Origin of the sequence: Bacillus tequilensis KCTC 13622 (assembly GCF_000507145.1) — a bacterium.
Taxonomy (GTDB): domain Bacteria; phylum Bacillota; class Bacilli; order Bacillales; family Bacillaceae; genus Bacillus; species Bacillus tequilensis.
In genome coordinates, this window is record NZ_AYTO01000001.1 from 42,610 (window position 1) to 62,710 (window position 20,101).

The 20,101-nt window shown below is 45.4% G+C and carries 18 protein-coding genes and 1 pseudogene; 10 read left to right on the forward strand and 9 right to left on the reverse strand.

The features are described 5' to 3' along the window. Positions 1 to 59 precede the first annotated feature (59 nt). The 4 genes from sspB to spaC form a co-directional block, all read right to left on the reverse strand. On the reverse strand, positions 60 to 263 hold the full coding sequence (gene sspB / locus V756_RS0100220; protein ID WP_003233287.1) for a beta type acid-soluble spore protein SspB: 204 nt from the start codon (positions 261 to 263) through the stop codon (positions 60 to 62). Positions 264 to 473: 210 nt separating this feature from the next. Next, on the reverse strand, positions 474 to 692 hold the full coding sequence (locus V756_RS0100225; protein WP_081719733.1) for a YheE family protein: 219 nt from the start codon (positions 690 to 692) through the stop codon (positions 474 to 476). A gap of 151 nt (positions 693 to 843) precedes the next feature. Next, positions 844 to 2,205: a spore coat associated protein YheD gene (yheD, locus tag V756_RS0100230; RefSeq protein ID WP_024712864.1), complete on the reverse strand. Its 1,362-nt coding sequence runs from the start codon at positions 2,203 to 2,205 to the stop codon at positions 844 to 846. Continuing rightward, positions 2,195 to 3,286: a spore coat associated protein SpaC gene (spaC, locus tag V756_RS0100235; protein ID WP_024712865.1), complete on the reverse strand. Its 1,092-nt coding sequence runs from the start codon at positions 3,284 to 3,286 to the stop codon at positions 2,195 to 2,197. The genes yheD and spaC overlap by 11 nt, the downstream gene beginning before the upstream one ends. A 266-nt stretch (positions 3,287 to 3,552) precedes the next feature. Here spaC and V756_RS0100240 point away from each other — a divergent pair, with 266 nt between their 5' ends. Together V756_RS0100240 and V756_RS0100245 are read left to right on the forward strand one after the other, a co-directional pair. Beyond that, positions 3,553 to 4,686, forward strand: a complete 1,134-nt coding sequence (locus tag V756_RS0100240; protein ID WP_024712866.1) for a DUF445 domain-containing protein — start codon at positions 3,553 to 3,555, stop codon at positions 4,684 to 4,686. A 92-nt stretch (positions 4,687 to 4,778) separates the two neighbouring features. Next, positions 4,779 to 5,132 carry a YlbF/YmcA family competence regulator gene (locus V756_RS0100245; protein WP_024712867.1) on the forward strand — a complete coding sequence of 118 codons (354 nt, stop codon included), beginning with the start codon at positions 4,779 to 4,781 and terminating at the stop codon, positions 5,130 to 5,132. A gap of 42 nt (positions 5,133 to 5,174) precedes the next feature. Here the strand turns inward: V756_RS0100245 and V756_RS0100250 are convergent, their stop codons facing one another. Further along, positions 5,175 to 6,248, reverse strand: a complete 1,074-nt coding sequence (locus V756_RS0100250) for a DNA alkylation repair protein (RefSeq protein ID WP_024712868.1) — start codon at positions 6,246 to 6,248, stop codon at positions 5,175 to 5,177. A gap of 485 nt (positions 6,249 to 6,733) precedes the next feature. Between V756_RS0100250 and V756_RS0100255 the strand changes: the two genes are divergently transcribed. Then, the gene (locus tag V756_RS0100255) at positions 6,734 to 7,600 is read left to right on the forward strand and encodes a Cof-type HAD-IIB family hydrolase (RefSeq protein WP_024712869.1); all 867 of its coding nucleotides are present in this window, start codon (positions 6,734 to 6,736) and stop codon (positions 7,598 to 7,600) included. A 110-nt stretch (positions 7,601 to 7,710) separates the two neighbouring features. Continuing rightward, entirely contained in the window at positions 7,711 to 9,216 is a 1,506-nt protein-coding gene (locus V756_RS0100265; RefSeq protein WP_024712870.1) for a coproporphyrinogen III oxidase, read from the forward strand. A 17-nt stretch (positions 9,217 to 9,233) separates the two neighbouring features. Here the strand turns inward: V756_RS0100265 and khtU are convergent, their stop codons facing one another. From khtU to V756_RS0100280, 3 genes and pseudogenes are all read right to left on the reverse strand, one after another. Then, positions 9,234 to 10,451 (reverse strand): K(+)/H(+) antiporter subunit KhtU, encoded by a 1,218-nt coding sequence (khtU, locus tag V756_RS0100270; RefSeq protein ID WP_024712871.1) that lies wholly within the window; start codon positions 10,449 to 10,451, stop codon positions 9,234 to 9,236. A 6-nt stretch (positions 10,452 to 10,457) separates the two neighbouring features. Beyond that, on the reverse strand, positions 10,458 to 10,955 hold the full coding sequence (gene khtT, locus V756_RS0100275) for a K(+)/H(+) antiporter subunit KhtT (protein ID WP_024712872.1): 498 nt from the start codon (positions 10,953 to 10,955) through the stop codon (positions 10,458 to 10,460). Between the two features lie 60 nt (positions 10,956 to 11,015). Continuing rightward, positions 11,016 to 11,355, reverse strand: a pseudogene (locus tag V756_RS0100280) (hypothetical protein). 164 nt (positions 11,356 to 11,519) lie between these two features. Here V756_RS0100280 and V756_RS0100285 point away from each other — a divergent pair. Next, positions 11,520 to 12,287, forward strand: a complete 768-nt coding sequence (locus V756_RS0100285; protein WP_024712874.1) for an enoyl-CoA hydratase — start codon at positions 11,520 to 11,522, stop codon at positions 12,285 to 12,287. A gap of 20 nt (positions 12,288 to 12,307) precedes the next feature. Here the strand turns inward: V756_RS0100285 and V756_RS0100290 are convergent, their stop codons facing one another. After that, positions 12,308 to 12,493: a YhzD family protein gene (locus tag V756_RS0100290; RefSeq protein ID WP_024712875.1), complete on the reverse strand. Its 186-nt coding sequence runs from the start codon at positions 12,491 to 12,493 to the stop codon at positions 12,308 to 12,310. 127 nt (positions 12,494 to 12,620) lie between these two features. On the opposite strand from V756_RS0100290, the gene V756_RS0100295 reads away from it, so the two are divergent. The 5 genes from V756_RS0100295 to yhaM all read left to right on the forward strand — a co-directional run bounded on the left by V756_RS0100295 (position 12,621) and on the right by yhaM (position 20,021). After that, positions 12,621 to 13,517 carry an ABC transporter ATP-binding protein gene (locus tag V756_RS0100295; RefSeq protein ID WP_024712876.1) on the forward strand — a complete coding sequence of 299 codons (897 nt, stop codon included), beginning with the start codon at positions 12,621 to 12,623 and terminating at the stop codon, positions 13,515 to 13,517. After that, a complete protein-coding gene (locus V756_RS0100300) occupies positions 13,510 to 14,769 on the forward strand; it encodes an ABC transporter permease (protein ID WP_024712877.1) in 1,260 nt (419 codons plus the stop codon). The genes V756_RS0100295 and V756_RS0100300 overlap by 8 nt, the downstream gene beginning before the upstream one ends. 105 nt (positions 14,770 to 14,874) lie before the next feature. Continuing rightward, positions 14,875 to 16,101 carry a metallophosphoesterase family protein gene (locus V756_RS0100305; RefSeq protein WP_024712878.1) on the forward strand — a complete coding sequence of 409 codons (1,227 nt, stop codon included), beginning with the start codon at positions 14,875 to 14,877 and terminating at the stop codon, positions 16,099 to 16,101. A gap of 4 nt (positions 16,102 to 16,105) precedes the next feature. Further along, complete coding sequence (locus tag V756_RS0100310; protein WP_081719738.1) at positions 16,106 to 19,003, forward strand: ATP-binding protein; 2,898 nt, start codon at positions 16,106 to 16,108, stop codon at positions 19,001 to 19,003. Positions 19,004 to 19,076: 73 nt separating this feature from the next. Continuing rightward, positions 19,077 to 20,021 carry a 3'-5' exoribonuclease YhaM gene (gene yhaM / locus V756_RS0100315; protein ID WP_024712880.1) on the forward strand — a complete coding sequence of 315 codons (945 nt, stop codon included), beginning with the start codon at positions 19,077 to 19,079 and terminating at the stop codon, positions 20,019 to 20,021. Positions 20,022 to 20,101 lie beyond the last annotated feature (80 nt).

Consider the following 20,101-nt stretch of genomic DNA (forward strand, 5'->3'; position numbering starts at 1 on the left):
GTGACAAATATCAAGAGAGCGCGGAAACCGCGCTCTCTCTATAGCCATATATTGAATTGTTATTGTACTCTGCCGCCCATTTGCTGCTGAGCAAAAGATACTAAACGTTTTGTGATTTCTCCTCCGACAGAACCGTTAGCGCGGGAAGTTGTATCCGCTCCAAGGTTAACGCCGAATTCAGAAGCGATTTCAAGTTTCATTTGATCGATAGCCTGAGCTGCGCCAGGTACTAGTAAGTCATTTGAAGAGTTTTGGTTAGCCATGTGTAAAATCTCCTTTTTTATTTAGTATGGTTGGGTTAACTGGAGTTGCACCAGTCTGCGGACCCGTCTCGGGTGTCACTGCCGTCTCGGCGTAACCCAATGCTTTGCCGGCTTGTACTACGTATTATGTTAAAATCGCCGGAAACTCATGCGGAAAATGGAGTGGTAAATCTTGAGAAGGCATAAAAAAGCTTAGCCGTTCAGGCTAAGCTAGTCATAAATATGAAAAAGCATCAGTTCATGTATCTCGTTTGTAAGAGCAGGCTGGTCAGCACGGGCGGGAAACACATCTCCCCATTCAATCTCACCGCTCTTATGATAAATGCCTTCATAATGGGTTCCTTCATAATAAAATGAAATGCTCCATCCGGGCAGCTTTTCTTTTTGGAACAAAGGTTTCCAGCTGAAATGAGAAATCATGACGGACACGCTCCTTATATTTGGTATTCATTAACCTGAATAGAACGAATGATGTTCATTGTATCACTGTTGCAGAGGCTTCATTGAAGGACTCTTGATCATGCAGTTTGTCCCAGCTTTGGATAAAGATAAGCCCGCTTTATTAAAAAAAGCGGACAGGCTACGAAGGCCACAGAGCTTCAGGGGATGTAATTGCCTTCTCAGATAAATATGACGCGTATTCAAAGCTTCTTCGTTTTGTCAGAGAATCCACATGGTGCAAATTCGGATGAGAAAAAATACTGCGGCCCGGCCGTGAATTGGCTTCAAACATCCATACCTTCCCGTTCTGATCAATGCCAAAATCAAAACCAATCTCCCCGATAAACCCTTCGATATGATCGTGAAGCACATGGCTTGCCGTCAGCGCTGCAGCAGAAAGTTTTTTAATGACCTCATTTCTTTCTGCAGGATCTTCGTATACTTCTGCAAGTGTTTTTACAGCTCCTCCGTTAGAAAGATGTGTTGTAATGCTGTTTTCTCCAGAAATTTTTACGGCTATTGCTGTCACTGTCCATTTCCCTTTTCTGTTTTTATTGGTATGGACACGGAAATCTGCTGGCTTACCTTGAAATTCGATGAGATCGACGCCTTGCTGAATGAGAAAATCAGACGGGTCGTGCTGCTTTTGAAATTCTGCCAGAAATGCGGCGGCATCGGCATATTCGATTGAAGAAAACGTTTTGGCGTCATTCGTATGCTTCACCGTCAGGCCATCGTCTGTTTTTGTCAGCTGATAAATGCCAGTGCCGAGTGCTCCGTTCGCTGGTTTGATATAGACTTTTTTGTATGCATCACAGAGCTCATCAATCCGCTCCTCAGTTGGTGTCAGCTCAGATTTCGGTAAAAAAGGAGCTGTTCGCGGATCTTTTTCGAGCAATTGATGAACGTTCCATTTATTGAAAAACGTTTTATTAAACCACGGGATTTGATATTCATCGATCAATCTCTTTTTTGTATGCTGCAAAAGAAGTGAACCTTCGATTTTTCGGTTCGGCAAACGGTCATAAACGACGTTCGGCAATGGAACGATTTTTTTCTCCCAGCCGTTTTCCCTGTAAAGGAGCCCTTCAATCGTTCCTTCCTCCCAATTGATTTGGTGCGCGCCAAAAACGAAGCAGTAGCCTCCGGATTGCTCGTGTAATGTGACGAGCTTAGAAAAAAAGAGGGAGCGATCCTTAAAAGGGCGCTCTAGAGATGCGGTGAATCCCGCCGTAAAGATGCCAATTAACGGCCCGATGTGCACCGTATGATCATGAATCAGAATATCAGCCCTGCTTCGGTGGGGAAGCAAAAGCTCATGAAACAGATTTTCAGAAAGAAGCACGGTTTGCTCCAGGTGCCGCCTGTAAGAAACGTGGCATCTGACCACCTTCGTCCCGAACGCGGCATGCAAAAGTCCGGGCCGCTTCAGCGAAGCGGGCAGAAACATGGTATTTTCACTGGTTTTGTCTATACCGATCAAAAACCGTTTACGATTCACGCGGAATAGCTCCTTTCTGGCTTTGCTCAGAAAACAGATATTGGCATCGTTTTAGGGGACAAGTGTACAGCTGTTCTTTTTGCTCGGGAGCGACACGCACGATTGATTTCCTGCCCGGTTTGGAATTGATATCCATGATCCATATTCTCCCGTCCTTCGCAAGGCATATATCGAGGCCGAGTTCAAACAGCGGCCCATAGCGCTCGTCAAGGTAGTACGGAACCGACTGGGTAATCGAGAACACGTCATCAAGCAAGACCACTTGCTGTTTTTTCGGTATATCTTCAAACCATGAATCGAATGTCTGCACAGCAGATCCGCCTGACAAATTGGCCAGCAGCCCGTGTTTGTATCCGCGTCTCACTGCCTTTCCGACTGTATTCCATTCACCTGATTCGTTTTTTTCCATGAACAGGCGGATATCGCATGGGTATTGTTCCTTATCTTGAATATTTAAATAAGGCTGAAGCAAATATTGATGCTGAAGCACTTTTTTGCACCATGTCTTAAAAGAAGCCTGGTTGGAAAACGTTTTTGTCTGCTTATCCTTTCCGATGTGATAAGTAGCAGTTATGTTTTTCTTACCCAGCTCCAAAAGAATTACACCTCTGCCTCCTGCGCCGAATGCCGGTTTTAAGATGCAGGCTTTTTCTTTGGATAAAAAGGAGTGGATTTGGTCATAGCGGCTCACTTTCATCGTTTCCGGAATATAAGGATTGATTACAGGGTGCTGCTGCAAGTCATGAAGGACGGTCCATTTATCGGGAAGACCCCGCCCGATGAATTCCGTTTCCGGATAATTTTTGAGCCACTCAACGATCGGCTTTGCTTTTTGGGATTGTGAATCCTTGCCGTAAAAACAGCGGTCGTAAATATAATCTGGAATCGCCATTTCCGTTTCGTTCCATGTGCTGCTGGCCGAGTGATAGGCCGATGCTTTGACACGCAAGGTGTCAGGTAAAATATCAAATGGTGTAAATCGGACGAAGCGTATGCCAAATTCGGGTGCTCTTTTGGCCAATTCTGTGGAATAGTCCGCTTCATGCTGACGGGACAAGGACATAAAACCGAGTGTTATCATGGTGAGACTCCCCCTTTTATTCAAAAGCTGCCGGCGGGTGTCGGAAGCTTTACGCTAAATACATGTAAGACGAACGCAGCTGACGGTATTCTACTTTACAGAATACGATTCTTCACCTTGCCCTATTCCAAATGAACAAGCTGATTTTCTGAAAACAGGAATTTGTCTCCTCGTTTGCTAAGTGATTGCATCAGCCTCTATAATACGAATAGGTACATAATCTAGATAAAAAAAGTTGGAGCACAGATGGAGGAAGATGAATAGGAATGGGTATTGCAGGAACCTTTATTTTTATGATCGTGATCGGCGCCGTCATTGGCGCGGTGACCAATCATTTAGCAATTCAAATGCTCTTTAGGCCATATAGGGCGTACTATTTGTTTGGAAAACGCGTCCCTTTTACGCCCGGGCTGATTCCGAGAAGACGGGATGAACTGGCAAAACAAATGGGACTTATGGTCGTCAATCATCTCTTAACACCTGAAGGCATTAAAAAGCGGCTCGTCTCTGATACAGCCAAAACACAGGCCCTTCAAATCGGGGAACAGCTGATTCAAAAACTGTCACTTTCTGAAATGACAGTAAAAGAAGCGCTGGAAAAAGCGGGGATGAAGCGTCCTGAAGAAGCGGCAGACGCATGGATCAGCAATTGGACGGATCATAAACTAAACCAGCTTTTCCGCCAATATGAGCACCAATCGCTAAAAGAGCTGCTGCCTTTGGAAGTGCAGGAAAAGCTTGAGGCAAAGATCCCGATGATCTCAGGATATATATTGTCACGCAGTGTCAGTTATTTTGAAAGTGATGAAGGAAAAATCCGTCTCGGCAATATGATTGATGACTTCTTAAAAGAACGCGGCATGCTTGGAAGCATGGTGCAGATGTTTCTAGGCAATTCAAGCCTTGCGGACCGTGTGCTGCCGGAGTTGTTGAAGTTTTTGCGGAATGAGGAAACAAATCAATTGCTTTCGGATCTCTTGAAAAACGAATGGGGCAAGCTGAGGGAGTATACGTTTAATGAAGCGGACGAAAAATGGAATGCAAAAGCGCTCATTTTCAGCCTGAAACGAAGCGTGCTGCAAACATTTTCGACTGCTCCTTTCTTCGACAATACCATTGGCGCGCTTACCGTCCGTTATGAATCTGAGCTGACTCAGCAAATGCTGCCGGCACTGTTAGACAAATTGCTTGAAGGGATCTCGGTCAATCTTGAAAGTGTCTTAAAACGGATGCGCCTTGAGGAAATCGTTAAGGAGCAGGTGGATCAATTCCCAGTGCAGCGTCTTGAAGAAATGGTTTTGTCCATTTCAAAAAAAGAATTTAAAATGATTACCTATTTGGGAGGACTTCTCGGGGGAATCATAGGTGCCATTCAAGCGCTGTTTGTAATCCTTTTTTAAGAGAAAATGGTTTTGGATTAATGAAAGGAGCTCCATAGTTTGTTATAGTGGAGTGGTATGTCAAACGGCAATGATGAAAGGAGCTATTTATAATGGCTGTTAATTTTTATGATGTAGCATATGATCTGGAACATGCATTACGCGGGAGCGAAGAGTTCTCTCGTTTAAAAAACCTTTACGATGAAGTGAACGCGGATGAATCAGCGAAGCGCATGTTTGAAAACTTCCGTGATGTGCAGCTGCAACTCCAGCAAAAACAAATGGCAGGAGAAGAAATTACACAGGATGAAGTGATGCAGGCTCAAAAAACCGTAGCACTTGTACAGCAGCACGAAACCATTTCTCAGCTGATGGAAGCGGAGCAGCGCATGAGCATGCTGATCGGAGAATTAAACAAAATCATTATGAAGCCTTTAGAAGAGCTTTACGGCAGTGTCGAAGGCTAATCGCAAAATCCCTTCTTGGAAAAGAAGGGATTTTTTATTCACTCAGCAAACTTCGAAATCCAGTGAATCTTTTGCCTCTCCATTGATGATCACAGATAATGTGTGAATTCCTTTGTAATGTTTTCTGGTTGTTAGGTTCTTAAAGGAGTGATTTTTTTTGTATGACTTGGTTTCATTTTTTCGTATATTTGTTTCTGTTATTTTAAATACTTTTCGATGGCGCTGGCCTCTCGCTTTCACGAAATCAATGGCATACTCAATTCTAACTTTTTGTTCCGTGTCTGAATGGATATAAAAAGAAAATTCAATGCTTTCGCCAATCGGTATACGGCTTGGTTGACACGTGAAATCATATAAATGTATCGAATCAGCATTTCCATAACCAAAAAGCGCTAAAGCTTGTTTATCACCTTGTTTTAATAAAGTCCGATAGGCGTGTTTGATGACCCAATCGGTGTGGGGATGGGTTCCGTACCATTGATCTGCAACCTTTTTCAGCAATTGAGGATGCGTTTTTGAAATATCATTAAGGTTGTTGGCCACGCTTTTCCTTACATACAAGGACTCGTCCTGCATCAGCTTTTCAAGGATCGGCAGGATGGGGGAAGGGTCGGATTTTAAAGCGGGTATCGATTTTCCCCATGGCAGACGGGGCCTGCTTCCTTCACTCGCCAGTCTTCTCACGTGTTCATTTTCATGCTCTGCCCAAGCAAGCAATTGTGCAATCATTTTTTCTTGATCTAAAAGTAAAAAAGGCCTCACAGCAAATTCTGAAGTAGAATATTGCGTGAAATATTCCAATGCTTTTATTGATTCTTCCCAGTATGCTAACCCGTACAGTTCGACATAATCAGGGAATAGAATTCCGCTGAGTCCTTTAAAATGAGGAGCTGTATCCCGTAAAATCGCAAGCGCTTCACTGTACTGTTTTGGCAGTGCTTCGTATAAGGATGCTGTAATGCGGCGCATCCGCTCTTTTAAAGCGAGTTCAGGCCAATCTTCCAGCAGCAATTGTTCCTCGAAGCGGTCTTGGTTAAAATCAGGACAAGACGCCTTTATATGGTGTATCAATCGAGATATCAGTTCGTCATTGTATATATCTTTTAAATCAGCCATCTGATCACCGCTTTTTCATTTTAATATATATTATATGAGAATATATGTTCTGAATCAAGCTTTAAAATCCAGAAATTAACAACCGGTCCTACCTCGGATACATAATTCGGTTGCTTTTTTTAGTTAAAAAAACCCTTGTCATCAGCAAGAAAAACTGAGATAATACTCATTGAAAGCGCCTACACTTACCTGATTTCAAATGGATACGGTCGCATATCATGCCGTTATATAGAGGGGATAAGCAACAGAGAGTAAGTGTTCGGAGCGCATCAACGGTCAAACAAGGGGTTCCTGATACATGATTTTTCGTAAATCGAAACAACGATATTAGGGAGAATGGCTGCTTCGATCGTATCCTATCAACATGCCAAACATAAAGCCTGCTGAGCCAGGCTTTTTTTGCTTTTCTGAAAAGGTTGTTCTAAACACAGAGACAGGGTCATATCCTATACACAAGTACAGTCATCAAGGAGGGGGACATCTCTGTGTCAAAACAATTGCTTGCCTTAAATATAGATGGAGCGCTGCTTCGGTCGAACGGGAAAATTCATCAGGCAACAAAAGACGCGATTGAATATGTGAAGAAAAAAGGGATTTACGTCACACTCGTGACCAATCGCCATTTTCGTTCAGCTCAGAAAATAGCAAAATCGCTGAAGCTTGATGCCAAGCTGATCACCCATAGCGGGTCATATATCGCTGAGAAAATAGACGCCCCGTTTTTTGAAAGAAGAATTTCTGACGATCACACCTTTAATATTGTGCAAGTGCTGGAGAGCTACCAATGTAACATTCGGCTTCTTCACGAGAAGTATTCCATTGGAAACAAGCAAAAGGTAAATTCCAATTTACTGGGAAAAGCGCTCATTCATCCGTCCGATCCGATCTTTTATCCAGTCCAATTTGTTGAATCATTAAGCGACCTTCTCATGGATGAACCGGTGAGCGCGCCTGTCATTGAAGTGTATACAGAGCACGACATTCAGGATGACATTACAGAAACGATTACGAAAGCCTTTCCTGCGGTTGACGTAATTCGCGTAAACGATGAGAAGCTGAATATCGTCCCGAAAGGTGTCTCGAAGGAAGCGGGGCTGGCGCTCGTCGCTTCAGATCTTGGGCTGACCATGGATGATGTCGTGGTCATCGGCCATCAATTTGATGATCTCCCAATGATTGAACTAGCCGGCCTTGGGGTAGCGATGGGGAACGCCGCTCCAGAGATTAAAAGAAAAGCCGATTGGGTCACAAGGTCCAATGACGAGCAAGGTGTCGCTTATATGATGAAGGAATATTTCCGAATGCAGCAGCGAAAAGGATTTCTTGATAAGTTCCACATGAAACGTGTGTAAAAAAGCCGCTCGCGCCCTGGCAGGCGCGGCGGCTTTTTTGCCGATTGATTTTAGCGGTTTATTTCTGTACACTAAAGAAAGTTTTGAATCTGATAAATTAGGTGATGAAGTTGCAAATTAAAATAGAAGGCATACATGATGACCGCCTGCATCGGCCTCTTCAAAATATTGCAAATTTGTTTTATGAAGAGTGCGAACTTGTATACGGCGGAGATGAGCCTGCAGATGTTGTCATTTCTTTAGACTGCTTACAAACGGATGAGCATGTGACGGTATCGGGAGAAGTGAAGGAAACGTGCATAAAGGAACAGCATACAAAATCTTTTTCTCCCGGCATGAATGAAAAAGAAGCGTTTAAGCAAGTGAAAAACACGATTTCTTATGTATATCTCAATCTTCTTCAGGCGCATACGGGCATCACGCAAAAATGGGGAATCCTTACAGGGATTCGGCCGACAAAGCTGCTTCATAAAAAGCTGCAAAGCGGAATGCCGAGGGAGCAAGCACACGCAGAATTGAAAAAAGACTATTTAATTCATGATGAGAAAATCGAGTTAATGCAGGAAATTGTGGACCGGCAGCTGGCGGCAGTGCCGGATCTGTATCGAGTAAAAGATGAAGTCAGCATTTATATCGGCATTCCGTTCTGTCCGACAAAATGCGCGTATTGCACATTCCCCGCGTACGCGATCCAAGGACAGGCGGGCAGAGTCGGTTCATTTTTATGGGGGCTGCATTACGAAATGCAGAAAATCGGCGAATGGCTGAAGGCGCATGATGTTAAGGTTACAACCATTTACTTTGGCGGCGGGACGCCGACAAGCATTACAGCGGAGGAAATGGATCTGCTGTATGAAGAAATGGTCCGCTCCTTCCCGGATGTGAAAAATATTCGCGAAATCACGGTAGAAGCCGGCCGTCCTGACACGATTACAGAAGAAAAACTCGCCGTTTTAAACAAATATGATATTGACCGGATCAGCATTAATCCGCAATCCTACGAAAACGAAACCCTAAAGGCGATCGGGCGGCATCATACAGTTGAAGAGACCATTGAGAAATATCATTTGTCACGCCGGCACGGCATGAATAATATCAACATGGACCTGATTATCGGTTTGCCCAGGGAAGGCGTGAAGGAATTCAGACACAGTCTTTCAGAAACGGAAAAGCTGATGCCGGAATCACTTACGGTTCATACCCTTTCCTTTAAACGGGCGTCAGAAATGACGAGAAACAAACATAAGTACAAAGTCGCCGGCAGGGAAGAGGTTTCTCAAATGATGGATGACGCGGTAGTTTGGACGAGGGAGCATGGGTACGTGCCTTACTATTTATACCGCCAGAAAAACATCCTTGGAAACCTTGAAAACGTCGGATACTCTTTGCCGGGACAAGAAAGCATCTATAACATTATGATTATGGAAGAGGTTCAGACGATTATCGGCATCGGCTGCGGCGCGGCAAGTAAATTTATTGACCGGGATACAGGGAAAATCACTCACTTTGCCAATCCGAAAGATCCAAAATCGTATAATGAGCGCTTCGAGCACTACACGGACGAAAAAATCAAATATTTAGAGCAGATTTTTGAGAAAACGACAAAGCAGCACTGATCACAGTGCTGCTTTTTTTATCCTTGTTTTTTTGCTGGCTGAACATTAGGCTTCCATTTGAAAACCTTATTCAGCAAGCGATAAATTCGTTTTGATTCCTTTGTTAAAAGCGGTCCCAAAATCGCCAGAATGAGGACATATAATGCGGCAAACGGCTTTAATGTGGCGGACAGTCCGCCGGCGATCCCGAGGTTTGCAACGATAATCGAAAACTCTCCCCGAGAGACGATCGTCAGCCCGATATTCGATGAAGCCTTATGGGAGAGCCCTGCGCGCCGTCCGGCAACCATTCCGGCGATAAAGTTTCCGAAAATGGTCAACATCACCGCTCCCAACGCAAGCCAAACCGCTTCACCAAGCGAAAATGGATCGATGCTGAGGCCGAAGCTGAAAAAGAACATGGCACCGAAGAAGTCACGAAACGGAACGACAAGGTGTTCAATCCTATCGGAATGTGCTGTTTCTGAAAAGACCAAACCGAGCAGCAGCGCGCCGATTGCTTCCGCTACATGGATTGTCTCTGAAAACCCGGCGATAAAAAAGAGCGCTGCGAAAATGACGATAATAAACACTTCATTTGAGCGAATGTCTAACAGTTTATTCAACAGCGGCGGAAGTTTTCTGGCTGCGATAAAAAACAGCAGCATATAGCCGAAGGCGATCAAAATGGACAAGAGCGCACTCCCTGCGGATGTCGCATCACCCAGCACAAGGCCGGAAACAACGGACAAATATACGGCAAGGAAAATATCTTCGAACATAATAATGCCGAGAATCAGCTCGGTTTCCGGATTGGCCGTTCTTTTTAAATCAACAAGGACTTTTGCGACAATCGCACTTGACGAGATGGTGATGACGCCTGCGAGGACGAGGACTTCCAGAAAGGAAAAACCTGTGATAAACCCGTAAAGCATTCCGAGGCTGAAGTTAATCAAGATATAAATCGTTCCGCCGACCGCGATTGATTTTCCGGATTTGATTAACTTTCCGACGGAGAATTCGAGTCCGAGATAGAAGAGGAGGAACAGTACGCCCATCCGCCCGAAGAACTCGATGATTTCACTGCTTTCTATAAATGTAAGGTCAATAATCCCCATTTTCGGCGCGTGCGGCCCAACCAGCATTCCCAGCACAATCAGAAACGGAATAATCGAAAACTTAATTTTATTGGCGATCACACTGGCAAACGCCACAAGCACAAGCGCAGTTCCGACTTCAAATACAAGATGATCCATCGGCGGCTACACGCCCTCTCCAGAAAGGAAATCGTGAATCAGTTTCTTCAGATGCTTTCTCTCACCTGAGAGGACAAGTGTGTCATTTTCTTCAATAACCGAATCAGCTCCGGGATTTAGAAGCTTTTCCTGACTGTGTTTGATGATGGCGATTACAGTGACATCGTAGTTTTGGCGGACATCAAGCTCCCCGAGCGTGCTCCCGATCGATTTGGCGCCTTTTTCAACCTTAAACCATTCAATGATGAGGTCGCTGAAAGCCATTTCGATGGACTCCAGCGCTTGCGGTTTATAGACCATGCCTCCTAGAATAGCGGCTATTTGCCTTGCTTCAGAATCATCCAATGAGATGTTGGAAAGAAGCTCATCCGGGTCCCGGTCATTAAACCTGTAAATTTCTCTTCTTCCGTCATCATGAATGATAATCGTCATTTTTTCGTGACTTCTCGTTTCAATTTCAAATTTTTTGCCGATGCCCGGCAGATCGTTTTCTTTAATATTCAATGAAATCCCTCCGAATGTAGTGTTGGCCAAGCGGGGTGAGTTGCAAATAAAGTTGGAGATTTAGATTCGGAGGTAATTAGACTGGTATTTGACAGGCACGGCACAAACCTTTTCCAGCCTGTTCATCAGCGGTTCGTCAAGGGGCTTGACAGACAGCTGCCTGACAGACTGCGCCAGCGGACTGTACTCTTTGTTCAGCTCTGCCGGGTACAGGCTGCCGGGCGACGGCGTTTTGGCCGATTGTGTTTCCTGCGGATAGGAGGACATGGGTACATAGCTGTCAGTGCTTGCTTCAAGCTGGGAAGGCAGAACCACATCCGAAGGCGGAAAGTACACCATAAATAAACTTAACAGAAAACTAATCAGCCATTTATCCATGTTTCCTTTCCTCCTTTCTCATCCTAATATCCCTTCTTTTTCACTATATAAAACTTTATGTTCCCATTCAAACAATATGCATTTTTCAGTATCTATTGACCTTGAAAAATAAAAAGGTTTATGTGAGGGTGGCGGGGAATGTATAGGAGAAAGAAAAAAGCAAGCGCATACATGGAGGTGTATTATATGGAGTTTATTCAATATGAATGTCATGGAGCTGTTGCGGAGATTATCCTGAATCGTCCCGATGCCCATCACGCCCTGAATGAACAGATGCTGTCTGAACTGAAGGAAGCGGTTGAAAAGGCGGCTGCAAGCGAGGCGCTCATCGTTCTCCTGAGAGGAACCGGGAAAGGCTTTTCGGCCGGCGGGGATATCCGGATGATGACGTCAGAGCATGACCCTGATCAATTTAAGCGGCTGATGGATACGATTGAGGCTGTCACTCTGGCGTTATATCAGATGAAGAAAGTGACAATTGCTGCTATTCACGGCGCCGCCGCGGGATTGGGCCTGAGTTTGGCGCTTTGCGCTGACATTGTGCTCGCGGAAAAAAACGCCGTTCTCGCAATGAACTTTATCGGCATTGGGCTTGTTCCAGACGGCGGAGGGCATTATTTGCTGAAGAAAAGAATAGGGGAAGCGAAGGCGAAAAAGCTGATTTGGAGCGGGAAAAAACTATCCTCCGCGGAAGCCGCTGATATGGGCCTTCTGGATGGGACATTTGCCGGAGATCCTGCAGAAGGCGCAAGACCCTTTATCGAAACCCTTTTGGCCTCGCCTCTTTTGGCGATGATCGAAACGAAAGGCATCTTTCAAAGCCTCCAGCTTGAAGAACTGAAAAAGGTGCTTTCTCTTGAGCGCAGCGCCCAAGAGAAAATGAGAAAGACGAAGGATCATCAAGAAGGAATCCGTGCCTTTTTAGAAAAACGAGAGCCGAAGTTTCAAGCGTAACAGATCTGCCGGAAAGCTGATCATCTGTGAAACAAAATCAGCTTTCCGGCTCCATTGACTAAACGATGGGTATGACTGTGGAGCTCTTTTGCTTGTAACAGAGCTTCCCCATGCTCTTTTGCCGCTTCCTCAGTTTCCGCCTCGAATCGCTCGTTTACCAGTGGTTTCCCCGAAGGATCAAAAGCTGTAAGGAAATAATCAGCCATCAGATTTCTCCTCCATTTTCAAGGTTTATCAGTCTTTCTTCATTTATATTCTAAAAAGAAAATCAAAATCCTTTATTATGATCCATCCAAAATTAGTATATAATGGGTCAGGGAAGGAGGAGATTCGGTGCTTAAGATTGATCACGTAACAAAGACATTTGGAGACGATAAAGCCGTTGACGGATTGGACTTAGACATTCCCGAGCAGCAAATGTTCGGTCTATTAGGCGCAAACGGAGCGGGAAAAACGACAACGTTTCGCATGATCCTAGGCTTATTAAGCATTACGGAGGGCTCAATCAGCTGGAAGGGCCAGCCTGTGAATTACAGTATCAGCAACAAAATCGGTTATTTGCCGGAAGAACGGGGCCTTTATCCGAAAATGAAGGTAAAGGATCAGCTTGTCTATCTTGCCAGATTAAAAGGGATGGAGAAGCGGGAGGCTCAAAAAGAGCTCGGTACATGGCTTGAACGCTTCAACATTACAGATTACGAGAATAAGAAGGTGGAAGAGCTTTCGAAGGGAAACCAGCAGAAAATCCAATTCATTTCGGCTGTTTTGCATAAGCCGGAGCTGCTGATCCTAGATGAACCATTCAGCGGGCTCGACCCTGTCAATGTTGAGCTGTTAAAAGAGGCTGTGGTCTCTCTGAAAAACAGCGGCGTTTCTATTTTATTTTCAAGCCATCGGATGGAGCATGTGGAGGAGCTTTGTGAACACCTTTGCATATTGCAGAAAGGAAAGCCGGTTGTGCAAGGCAGGCTGAAGGAAATAAAACGTTCCTTCGGCAAAAAGAATGTCACCATCCATTCTGATGACGACCTGCGGTTTTTACAGTCTCATGAAGGCATTCTCAAATGGAAGGAAACGGCCGGCGGCGTCAAGCTGCAGATCGCTAATGAAGACATTTCTCAGGAGATATTTGCCATGCTCCAAGGAAAAGGGTTTATCAGAAAGTTTGAGCTTGAAGAGCCGTCACTGCATGATATTTTTATAGAAAAGGTGGGGGCCGTCTATGAATAAATTTTGGATCATGCTCTCTCATACATACAAAAATAAAATTATGGCAAAATCCTTTATGATCTCGACAGCCATCACGGTACTGCTTGTATTAGTCGTTACGAATCTGGAGTCGATCATTTCTCTGTTTCAAGGTGATGATGCGAAAGAAAAAATCGCCGTTGTTGATGAAACAAACGAACTGTATCCGATATTCTCGAAGCAGCTGAAAGCGGTGGATACTGACGGCGAGCTTGATGTAAAGCAGTCGAAGCAATCGGAGGATGAGGTCACAAAGCAAGTCAAAGATGAAACGCTCGATGGCATGCTCATCATCAAACGAGATGGAAAAGGAACCATTTCAGGTACATATAAAGCGTTAACGATTTCTGATGACAGCACGTACCAAACGCTGCAGCAGGCCCTGACGCAAACCAAAACGGCTGTCGGAACGGCCGAGCTTGGTGTTTCGCAGGAAACGATCAGCAGTCTTTACGCGCCCGTTACTGTCGGGCAAAAGGCGCTGAAAGAGGGAGCGAAGTCTGAGGAAGAGCTTGGACAGACGGTAGGGCTTGTTTACATTATGCTATTTGTCATTTATTTCTCAGTCATTATGTATGCCAGCATGATTGCGATGGAGGTCGCAACCGAAAAATCTTCGCGCGTCATGGAAATTCTGATCTCAAGCATGCCGCCGATCCAGCAGATGTTTGCAAAGCTGGTTGGCATCGGGCTTGTCGGGATCACGCAGCTTGCTGTCATCATAACAGCCGGCGCTCTGTCGCTTAAGCTGAACAAAACGGGCGAAACAGCTTCATCTGTCGGCGGATTCTTCAATTTGACCGATGTCTCAGCAACAACTGTCGTTTATGCTGTTATTTTCTTTTTGCTCGGTTACTTTTTATACGCGACACTCGCCGCGTTTCTCGGCAGTGTCGTCTCAAGAATAGAGGACGTGCAGCAAACGATCACGCCGATGACGCTTTTGGTTGTCGCTGGTTTTATGATCGCGATGTTCGGCTTGAATGCACCTGATGCAGGATTTATTACGGTAACCTCGTTTATTCCATTCTTTACACCAATGATTATGTTCTTGCGTGTCGGCATGCTTGATATTCCGTTCTGGCAGGCGGCCACAGGAATCGGAATCACACTGCTCACCATTGTCATACTGGCCGTCATCGGCGCCAGAATTTACAAAGGCGGCGTGTTAATTTACGGAAATTCAAGCGCGTTCAAAGCGATCAAACAAGCGCTTCGTTTGGCGAAAAACTGATTGAAAACAGCCTGGGAATCCTCAGGCTGTTTCTTTATACACAGAACGTGCATTCGCAAGAATTCGGTGCTAAAATAAGGGTACTTCATTCTTGAAAGGAGCAGAATGTTGACTGATCTAACCTTTATTCATGCGGCAGATCTGCATCTCGACAGCCCGTTTTACGGGATATCGCATCTGCCGGAACCGATTTTTGCCCGGATTAAAGAAAGCACGTTTGCAAGCGTGAGACACATGATAGATGCAGCAATAAGAGAAAACATTGATTTCATTTTGCTTGCGGGGGATCTGTTTGACGAAGCCAATCGAAGCTTAAAGGCCCAGCTCTTTTTAAAAAAGCAGTTTGAAAGACTGAGAGAGTGCGGGATTTCAGTTTATGTAATCTTTGGAAACCACGATCATCTGGGCGGGGAGTGGACGCCGATTGAATGGCCTGAGAATGTTCACATTTTTTCGTCCGCTTTTCCTGAAGAAAAATCATTTTATAAGGAAGAGAGACGCGCGGCAAGCATTTACGGCTTCAGTTATCAGGCCAGAGCCGTAACGGAAAACCCAGCCGCCCATTACCGGAAAACAACAGACGCGCCGTTTCATATCGGTATGCTGCACGGCACGCTATCAGGATCTGAAGGACACGATCCGTATTGCCCGTTCACACATGACGATCTTGTGAAAAGCGGGATGGATTATTGGGCGCTTGGCCATATACATAAACGCCAGGTTCTTTCTGCTGAGCACCCGGCAGTCATTTATCCGGGAAACACGCAAGCGCGCCATATGAAGGAGACGGGAGAAAAAGGCTATTATCTCGTTCGAGTGACAAATGGAGACATCTCTTATGAATTTCAGAAAGCGCATGATGTTCTGTGGGAAAAAGCGGCTGTTGATGTGACGGAGGCAAAGAATATGACCGCCCTTTTCCAAATGATTGAGGACACGTTTTCGAAGCTGCGGATAAAGGAGAGCCCTGTTTGTATAAGACTCGTATTACAAGGAACGGCTCCGGAATGGCTGCTGAAGGCGCCGAAAGGCACTTTGGATGAGCTTCTTGAAGCCTTTCGGGAGCAAGAAGCGGAGGAGGAACATTTCGTTTGGCCGCTTGCATTGGATGATGAGACAGAAAATGAAGCAAACGTTACAAACCTTGATCCTTTTTTTGGCGGTTTATTTGCAGACATTGAGCGCGGCGATCTGACAGAGGTGCTGGAAGGGCTTGAGCGGCATCCTGTGTATAGAAGGCACGCGGACCGGTTTAGCCAAGAGGAATTACAGGAAATAAAAGCGCAGGCACAGATGTTACTGAAACGGCAGCTTAAGGTGCTTGAAACATGAGGCGGTGAAGGCTTTGCGAATTAAATCTTTACATATATATAATTACGGGAAATTTTCCAATCAGGCCTTTCACTTTTCCGCCTCGCCTGTCCAAGTAATCTACGGATTAAATGAGGCAGGAAAAACGACGATGATGTCATTTATTGAAAGCATGCTGTTCGGTTTTCCGAAAACGAAAAAATATGAACCGAAAACAGGCGGTGTTTACGGCGGTATTCTTGAAGCTGAACATCCTGAGTACGGGGTCATGAAGATCGAACGCACGAAAGGGACTGCCGAAAAGCTGAGAGTGTACACAGAAAAGGGCGAAGTGATGCAGGGAGATGTTTTAAAGCAGCTGTTCCATGGAACGGACAGGTCGCTGTATAAAGCCATCTATTCTTTTGACGTATTCGGGCTGCAGGAAATTCACGCCTTTAATCGGGACAAGATTGGGGAGTTTCTGCTGTTTTCCAGCTTGTTTGGCGCTGAGGCAGTTTCTAAGCTTGATTCGCGGCTGACGAAGGAAAGCGAAAGGCTCTATAAACCAAACGGGCGAAATCCCCAATTGAATCAGGAGCTGGAAACGCTTAAGCAGCTGGCAATAAAGCTAAAACAGGCTGAAGCAGAAGAAGCGGGCTATCACCAGATTCTCGAGGAAAAAAGAACGCTTGAAGCCCGTCTTGCAGAAGCAGAAACTGAATTGAAAGAGACCGCAGGATATATCCGAACGATTGAGGGAGCCATTGAGCTGAATCCGCTGCTGCATGAAAAAGCGGCACTTGAACAGGAGATGGCACAATATCCGGAACAGGCGGGACAATTTCCAGCTGACGGACTTCATCAGCTGGAAAAATATGAATCTCATCTTCACCCGAAATCCGCACAGCTGGAGGCGCTTCGGGTGAAAATGGCGGAGCTGGACAAACAAAGGCAAAGGCTTACCCCAGATAAAGAACTGTTGGCGAAGGAAACGCTCATACAAGAGCTTTCGGCAGCGTTTCATATGTACCAGTCCTGCGGTGAACAGCTCGCCGCGATTCAGGCACAGCTGCGCCAGTCGTCTGCACAGGCAGCGGCAGGGCTGGAACAGCTCAATAAAACGGATGAAAATGAGCTCCTGACGATGAACACGTCATATGACTATGAATGGCAGCTTCAGCAGGCGGTGCAGCAATACGTACAAGCAAGAGATCGAAAACGGCAGCTTGATGAGACGTTTGAACTTGCCCGGCAGGAGCTGGAAGCCGCAGAAAAGGCCGTCCAAGCCGCTTCGTCCGCCATCCTTGAAAACAGTCAGAGAAAAGATAAAGAAGCCGCTCTTAAAGCATATGATGAAGCACAGGGGCAATATCAGGAACAAGCGGAGCTGAGAGAACAGCTGAACTTTTTTGAACGGCAGCAGGCGAAACAGAAAAAGACGGTCATTGCAGCTGGTATGTTGTTCATTGTCCTCTTTCTGCTGCTGCAGCAATGGATTCCCGCCATAAGTATCGGCGCTGCACTTATTGTGTATGGGCTTGCATCAGGAAAAAAAACACCGCCTTCTCGAAACAGCCGGGAGATGAGACAGCCGATGACGGACATTTCGCCGGCAGAAGCTGAAGCGCTTCGAGAAGCGTTATGGGAGGATGACCGCAATAAACAGCATCTCATCACACAGCGTGCAGTGCTCCAGCAAAAGGAGGCGGCGTATGAAAGGGTCATCCAGCAGTTTGAACAGTGGGAGGCCGATATGGCCCCGTCCTTTACTCAAGCCGAGCGTTTTATGAATGAGCTTGGGTTTAAGGAAGATCCGTCTTTTTTGCTTGATGCATACAGCTTAATGAAGGATGTCAAAAAAGAAGTGAAGAAAAAACATGAGCTGACAATTGAAGCAGGGCGGCTGAAAAAACACCGGCGCACATTCGAAGAACGAGTCAGCATGCTCATGTCTGAGAATCATAGTCAGAACATCTCTATTTCGGACGCCCTTCACACCTTGCAAAAAAACGTTGAACGTGAAAAAGAAATTGAGAAGCAAAAAAAGGGAATTGAAACAGATATTCATTATACAAAGGAACAGATGCTGGAGCTGGAACAAGAAATAAAGTATTTCCAAGCGCAGATCGAACAGTTATTTGCTGCGGCGGGTGCAAAAGACAGAAATGAGTATTGCACCATCGCAGACATCAGCAGGCAATTGAAGGAGACAGAGAGCAAGCTGCATCGCATAAACGCACAGCTTCAAGGCGGGCATCCGGAGGAGCTTGAACTGGCGGATTCCAATACGCTTTCTGAATTGGAAAACAAGCAATTCAGTGAGAATGATAGAAAAGAGCGGCTGACTGAGGAGATCCGGCAGCTTCGCAGTCAAATCGCATTGCACTTTGTCAAACAGGAACAATTAGAGGCTTCAGGTTTGGTCTCGGACCTCAAGCTGCAAATCGAAATGCAAAAAGAGCGTGTGAAAGAGTCAGCTAAAAAATGGGCCTCGATCCAAATGATTAAACAGGTAATCACAAATAAATTGGAACGTCATAAAAAAGTCGAGCTTCCGCGCCTTCTGGAGACAGCCGGAGAATTTTTCCGCCCGCTGACTGACGGAAACTACAAGGCGATTTATTTTTCTGAAACGGATGACTCCATTATCGTTATGCGTGATGACGGAACTGTCTATCATGCGGAAGAGCTGTCACAAGGGACGTGCGAGCAGCTGTATACAGCGATCCGGTTTGCCTTGGCTGTTACGCGCCAGGATGGGGCAGGGCTTCCGTTCCAGCTTGACGACAGCTTTGTTCATTTTGATCAGGAAAGGCTGAAACGTGTATTAGACGTTCTTTATGATTTATCTGAAGGCGGAAGACAGATTTTGTATTTTACATGCCATGACCATGTCAAAGATGCATTTCAAAGCAGCCAAGTCATCCATTTGGTGTCATAAAAGAGGTTCTATAGCTGTAAATCGGTATGTGATATACTGGTATTATGTAAGATACGGAGGGAGCTTTAATAGAATGGCTAAAGGGATTATGCTACATGAAGTTGGCGAACAGGTGGACCAATATCTATTGATTAAATCCTCGACGAAAGGGATTGCCAGCAATGGGAAACCGTTTTTAACACTGATGCTGCAAGACCAGTCAGGTGATATTGAAGCAAAGCTGTGGGATGCCAAGCAAAGTGATGAAGTGACCTATGCGCCGCAGACGATTGTGAAAGTCGTGGGGGATGTTCACCATTATCGCGGGCGCACCCAGCTGAAGCTGAGAAATATCAGACCAGTAAGCGAGCATGAAAACGTCAATATTGATGATTTTTTAGAAACCGCGCCGATTCCGAAAAATGAAATGATGGATACCATCACTCAATATATATTTGAAATGAAAAACCCGTATATCCAGCGGATCACAAGGTTTTTAGTCAAAAAACACGAAGCTGAATTTATGGATTATCCGGCGGCTACGAAAAACCACCATGAGTTTGTCTCAGGCTTAGCGTACCATGTCGTTTCGATGCTGAATCTGGCAAAATCCATTGCGGATTTATATCCGTCTCTTGACCGCGATCTGCTGTATGCCGGTGTTATCCTGCATGACCTTGGAAAAGTGAAAGAGCTGTCTGGCCCTGTTTCCACTTCGTATACGGTCGAAGGCAATTTGCTCGGCCATATTTCGATTATGGTGACGGAGCTGTCAAAAGCGGCTGAGGAGCTTCAAATCGATTGTGAAGAGGTGTTAATTCTTCAGCACTTGATTTTGAGTCACCACGGCAAAGCAGAATGGGGAAGCCCGAAACCGCCGATGGTGAAGGAAGCGGAAATTTTACACTATATCGATAATCTGGATGCCAAAATGAACATGATGGACAGAGCGCTTGAGCGCGTGAAGCCGGGCGAATATACTGAACGTGTATTTGCGCTGGAAAACCGTTCCTTTTATAAACCGACTTTTCACAAATAATCAAAAAAGGACTGACGCTGATCATTCAGGTCAGTCCTTTTTTATGCGCTTTTGACGCTCATAACTCGTCTCATTCCCGC

Bases quoted from the DNA above. Each gene is read 5' to 3' on its own strand.
- sspB (WP_003233287.1), bottom strand. From the start codon at position 263: ATGGCTAACCAAAACTCTTCAAATGACTTACTAGTACCTGGCGCAGCT.
- spaC (WP_024712865.1), bottom strand. From the start codon at position 3,286: ATGATAACACTCGGTTTTATGTCCTTGTCCCGTCAGCATGAAGCGGAC.
- V756_RS0100240 (WP_024712866.1), top strand. From the start codon at position 3,553: ATGGGTATTGCAGGAACCTTTATTTTTATGATCGTGATCGGCGCCGTC.
- V756_RS0100245 (WP_024712867.1), top strand. From the start codon at position 4,779: ATGGCTGTTAATTTTTATGATGTAGCATATGATCTGGAACATGCATTA.
- V756_RS0100250 (WP_024712868.1), bottom strand. From the start codon at position 6,248: ATGGCTGATTTAAAAGATATATACAATGACGAACTGATATCTCGATTG.
- khtU (WP_024712871.1), bottom strand. From the start codon at position 10,451: ATGGATCATCTTGTATTTGAAGTCGGAACTGCGCTTGTGCTTGTGGCG.
- V756_RS0100285 (WP_024712874.1), top strand. From the start codon at position 11,520: ATGGAGTTTATTCAATATGAATGTCATGGAGCTGTTGCGGAGATTATC.
- V756_RS0100290 (WP_024712875.1), bottom strand. From the start codon at position 12,493: ATGGCTGATTATTTCCTTACAGCTTTTGATCCTTCGGGGAAACCACTG.
- V756_RS0100300 (WP_024712877.1), top strand. From the start codon at position 13,510: ATGAATAAATTTTGGATCATGCTCTCTCATACATACAAAAATAAAATT.
- V756_RS0100305 (WP_024712878.1), top strand. From the start codon at position 14,875: ATGTTGACTGATCTAACCTTTATTCATGCGGCAGATCTGCATCTCGAC.
- yhaM (WP_024712880.1), top strand. From the start codon at position 19,077: ATGGCTAAAGGGATTATGCTACATGAAGTTGGCGAACAGGTGGACCAA.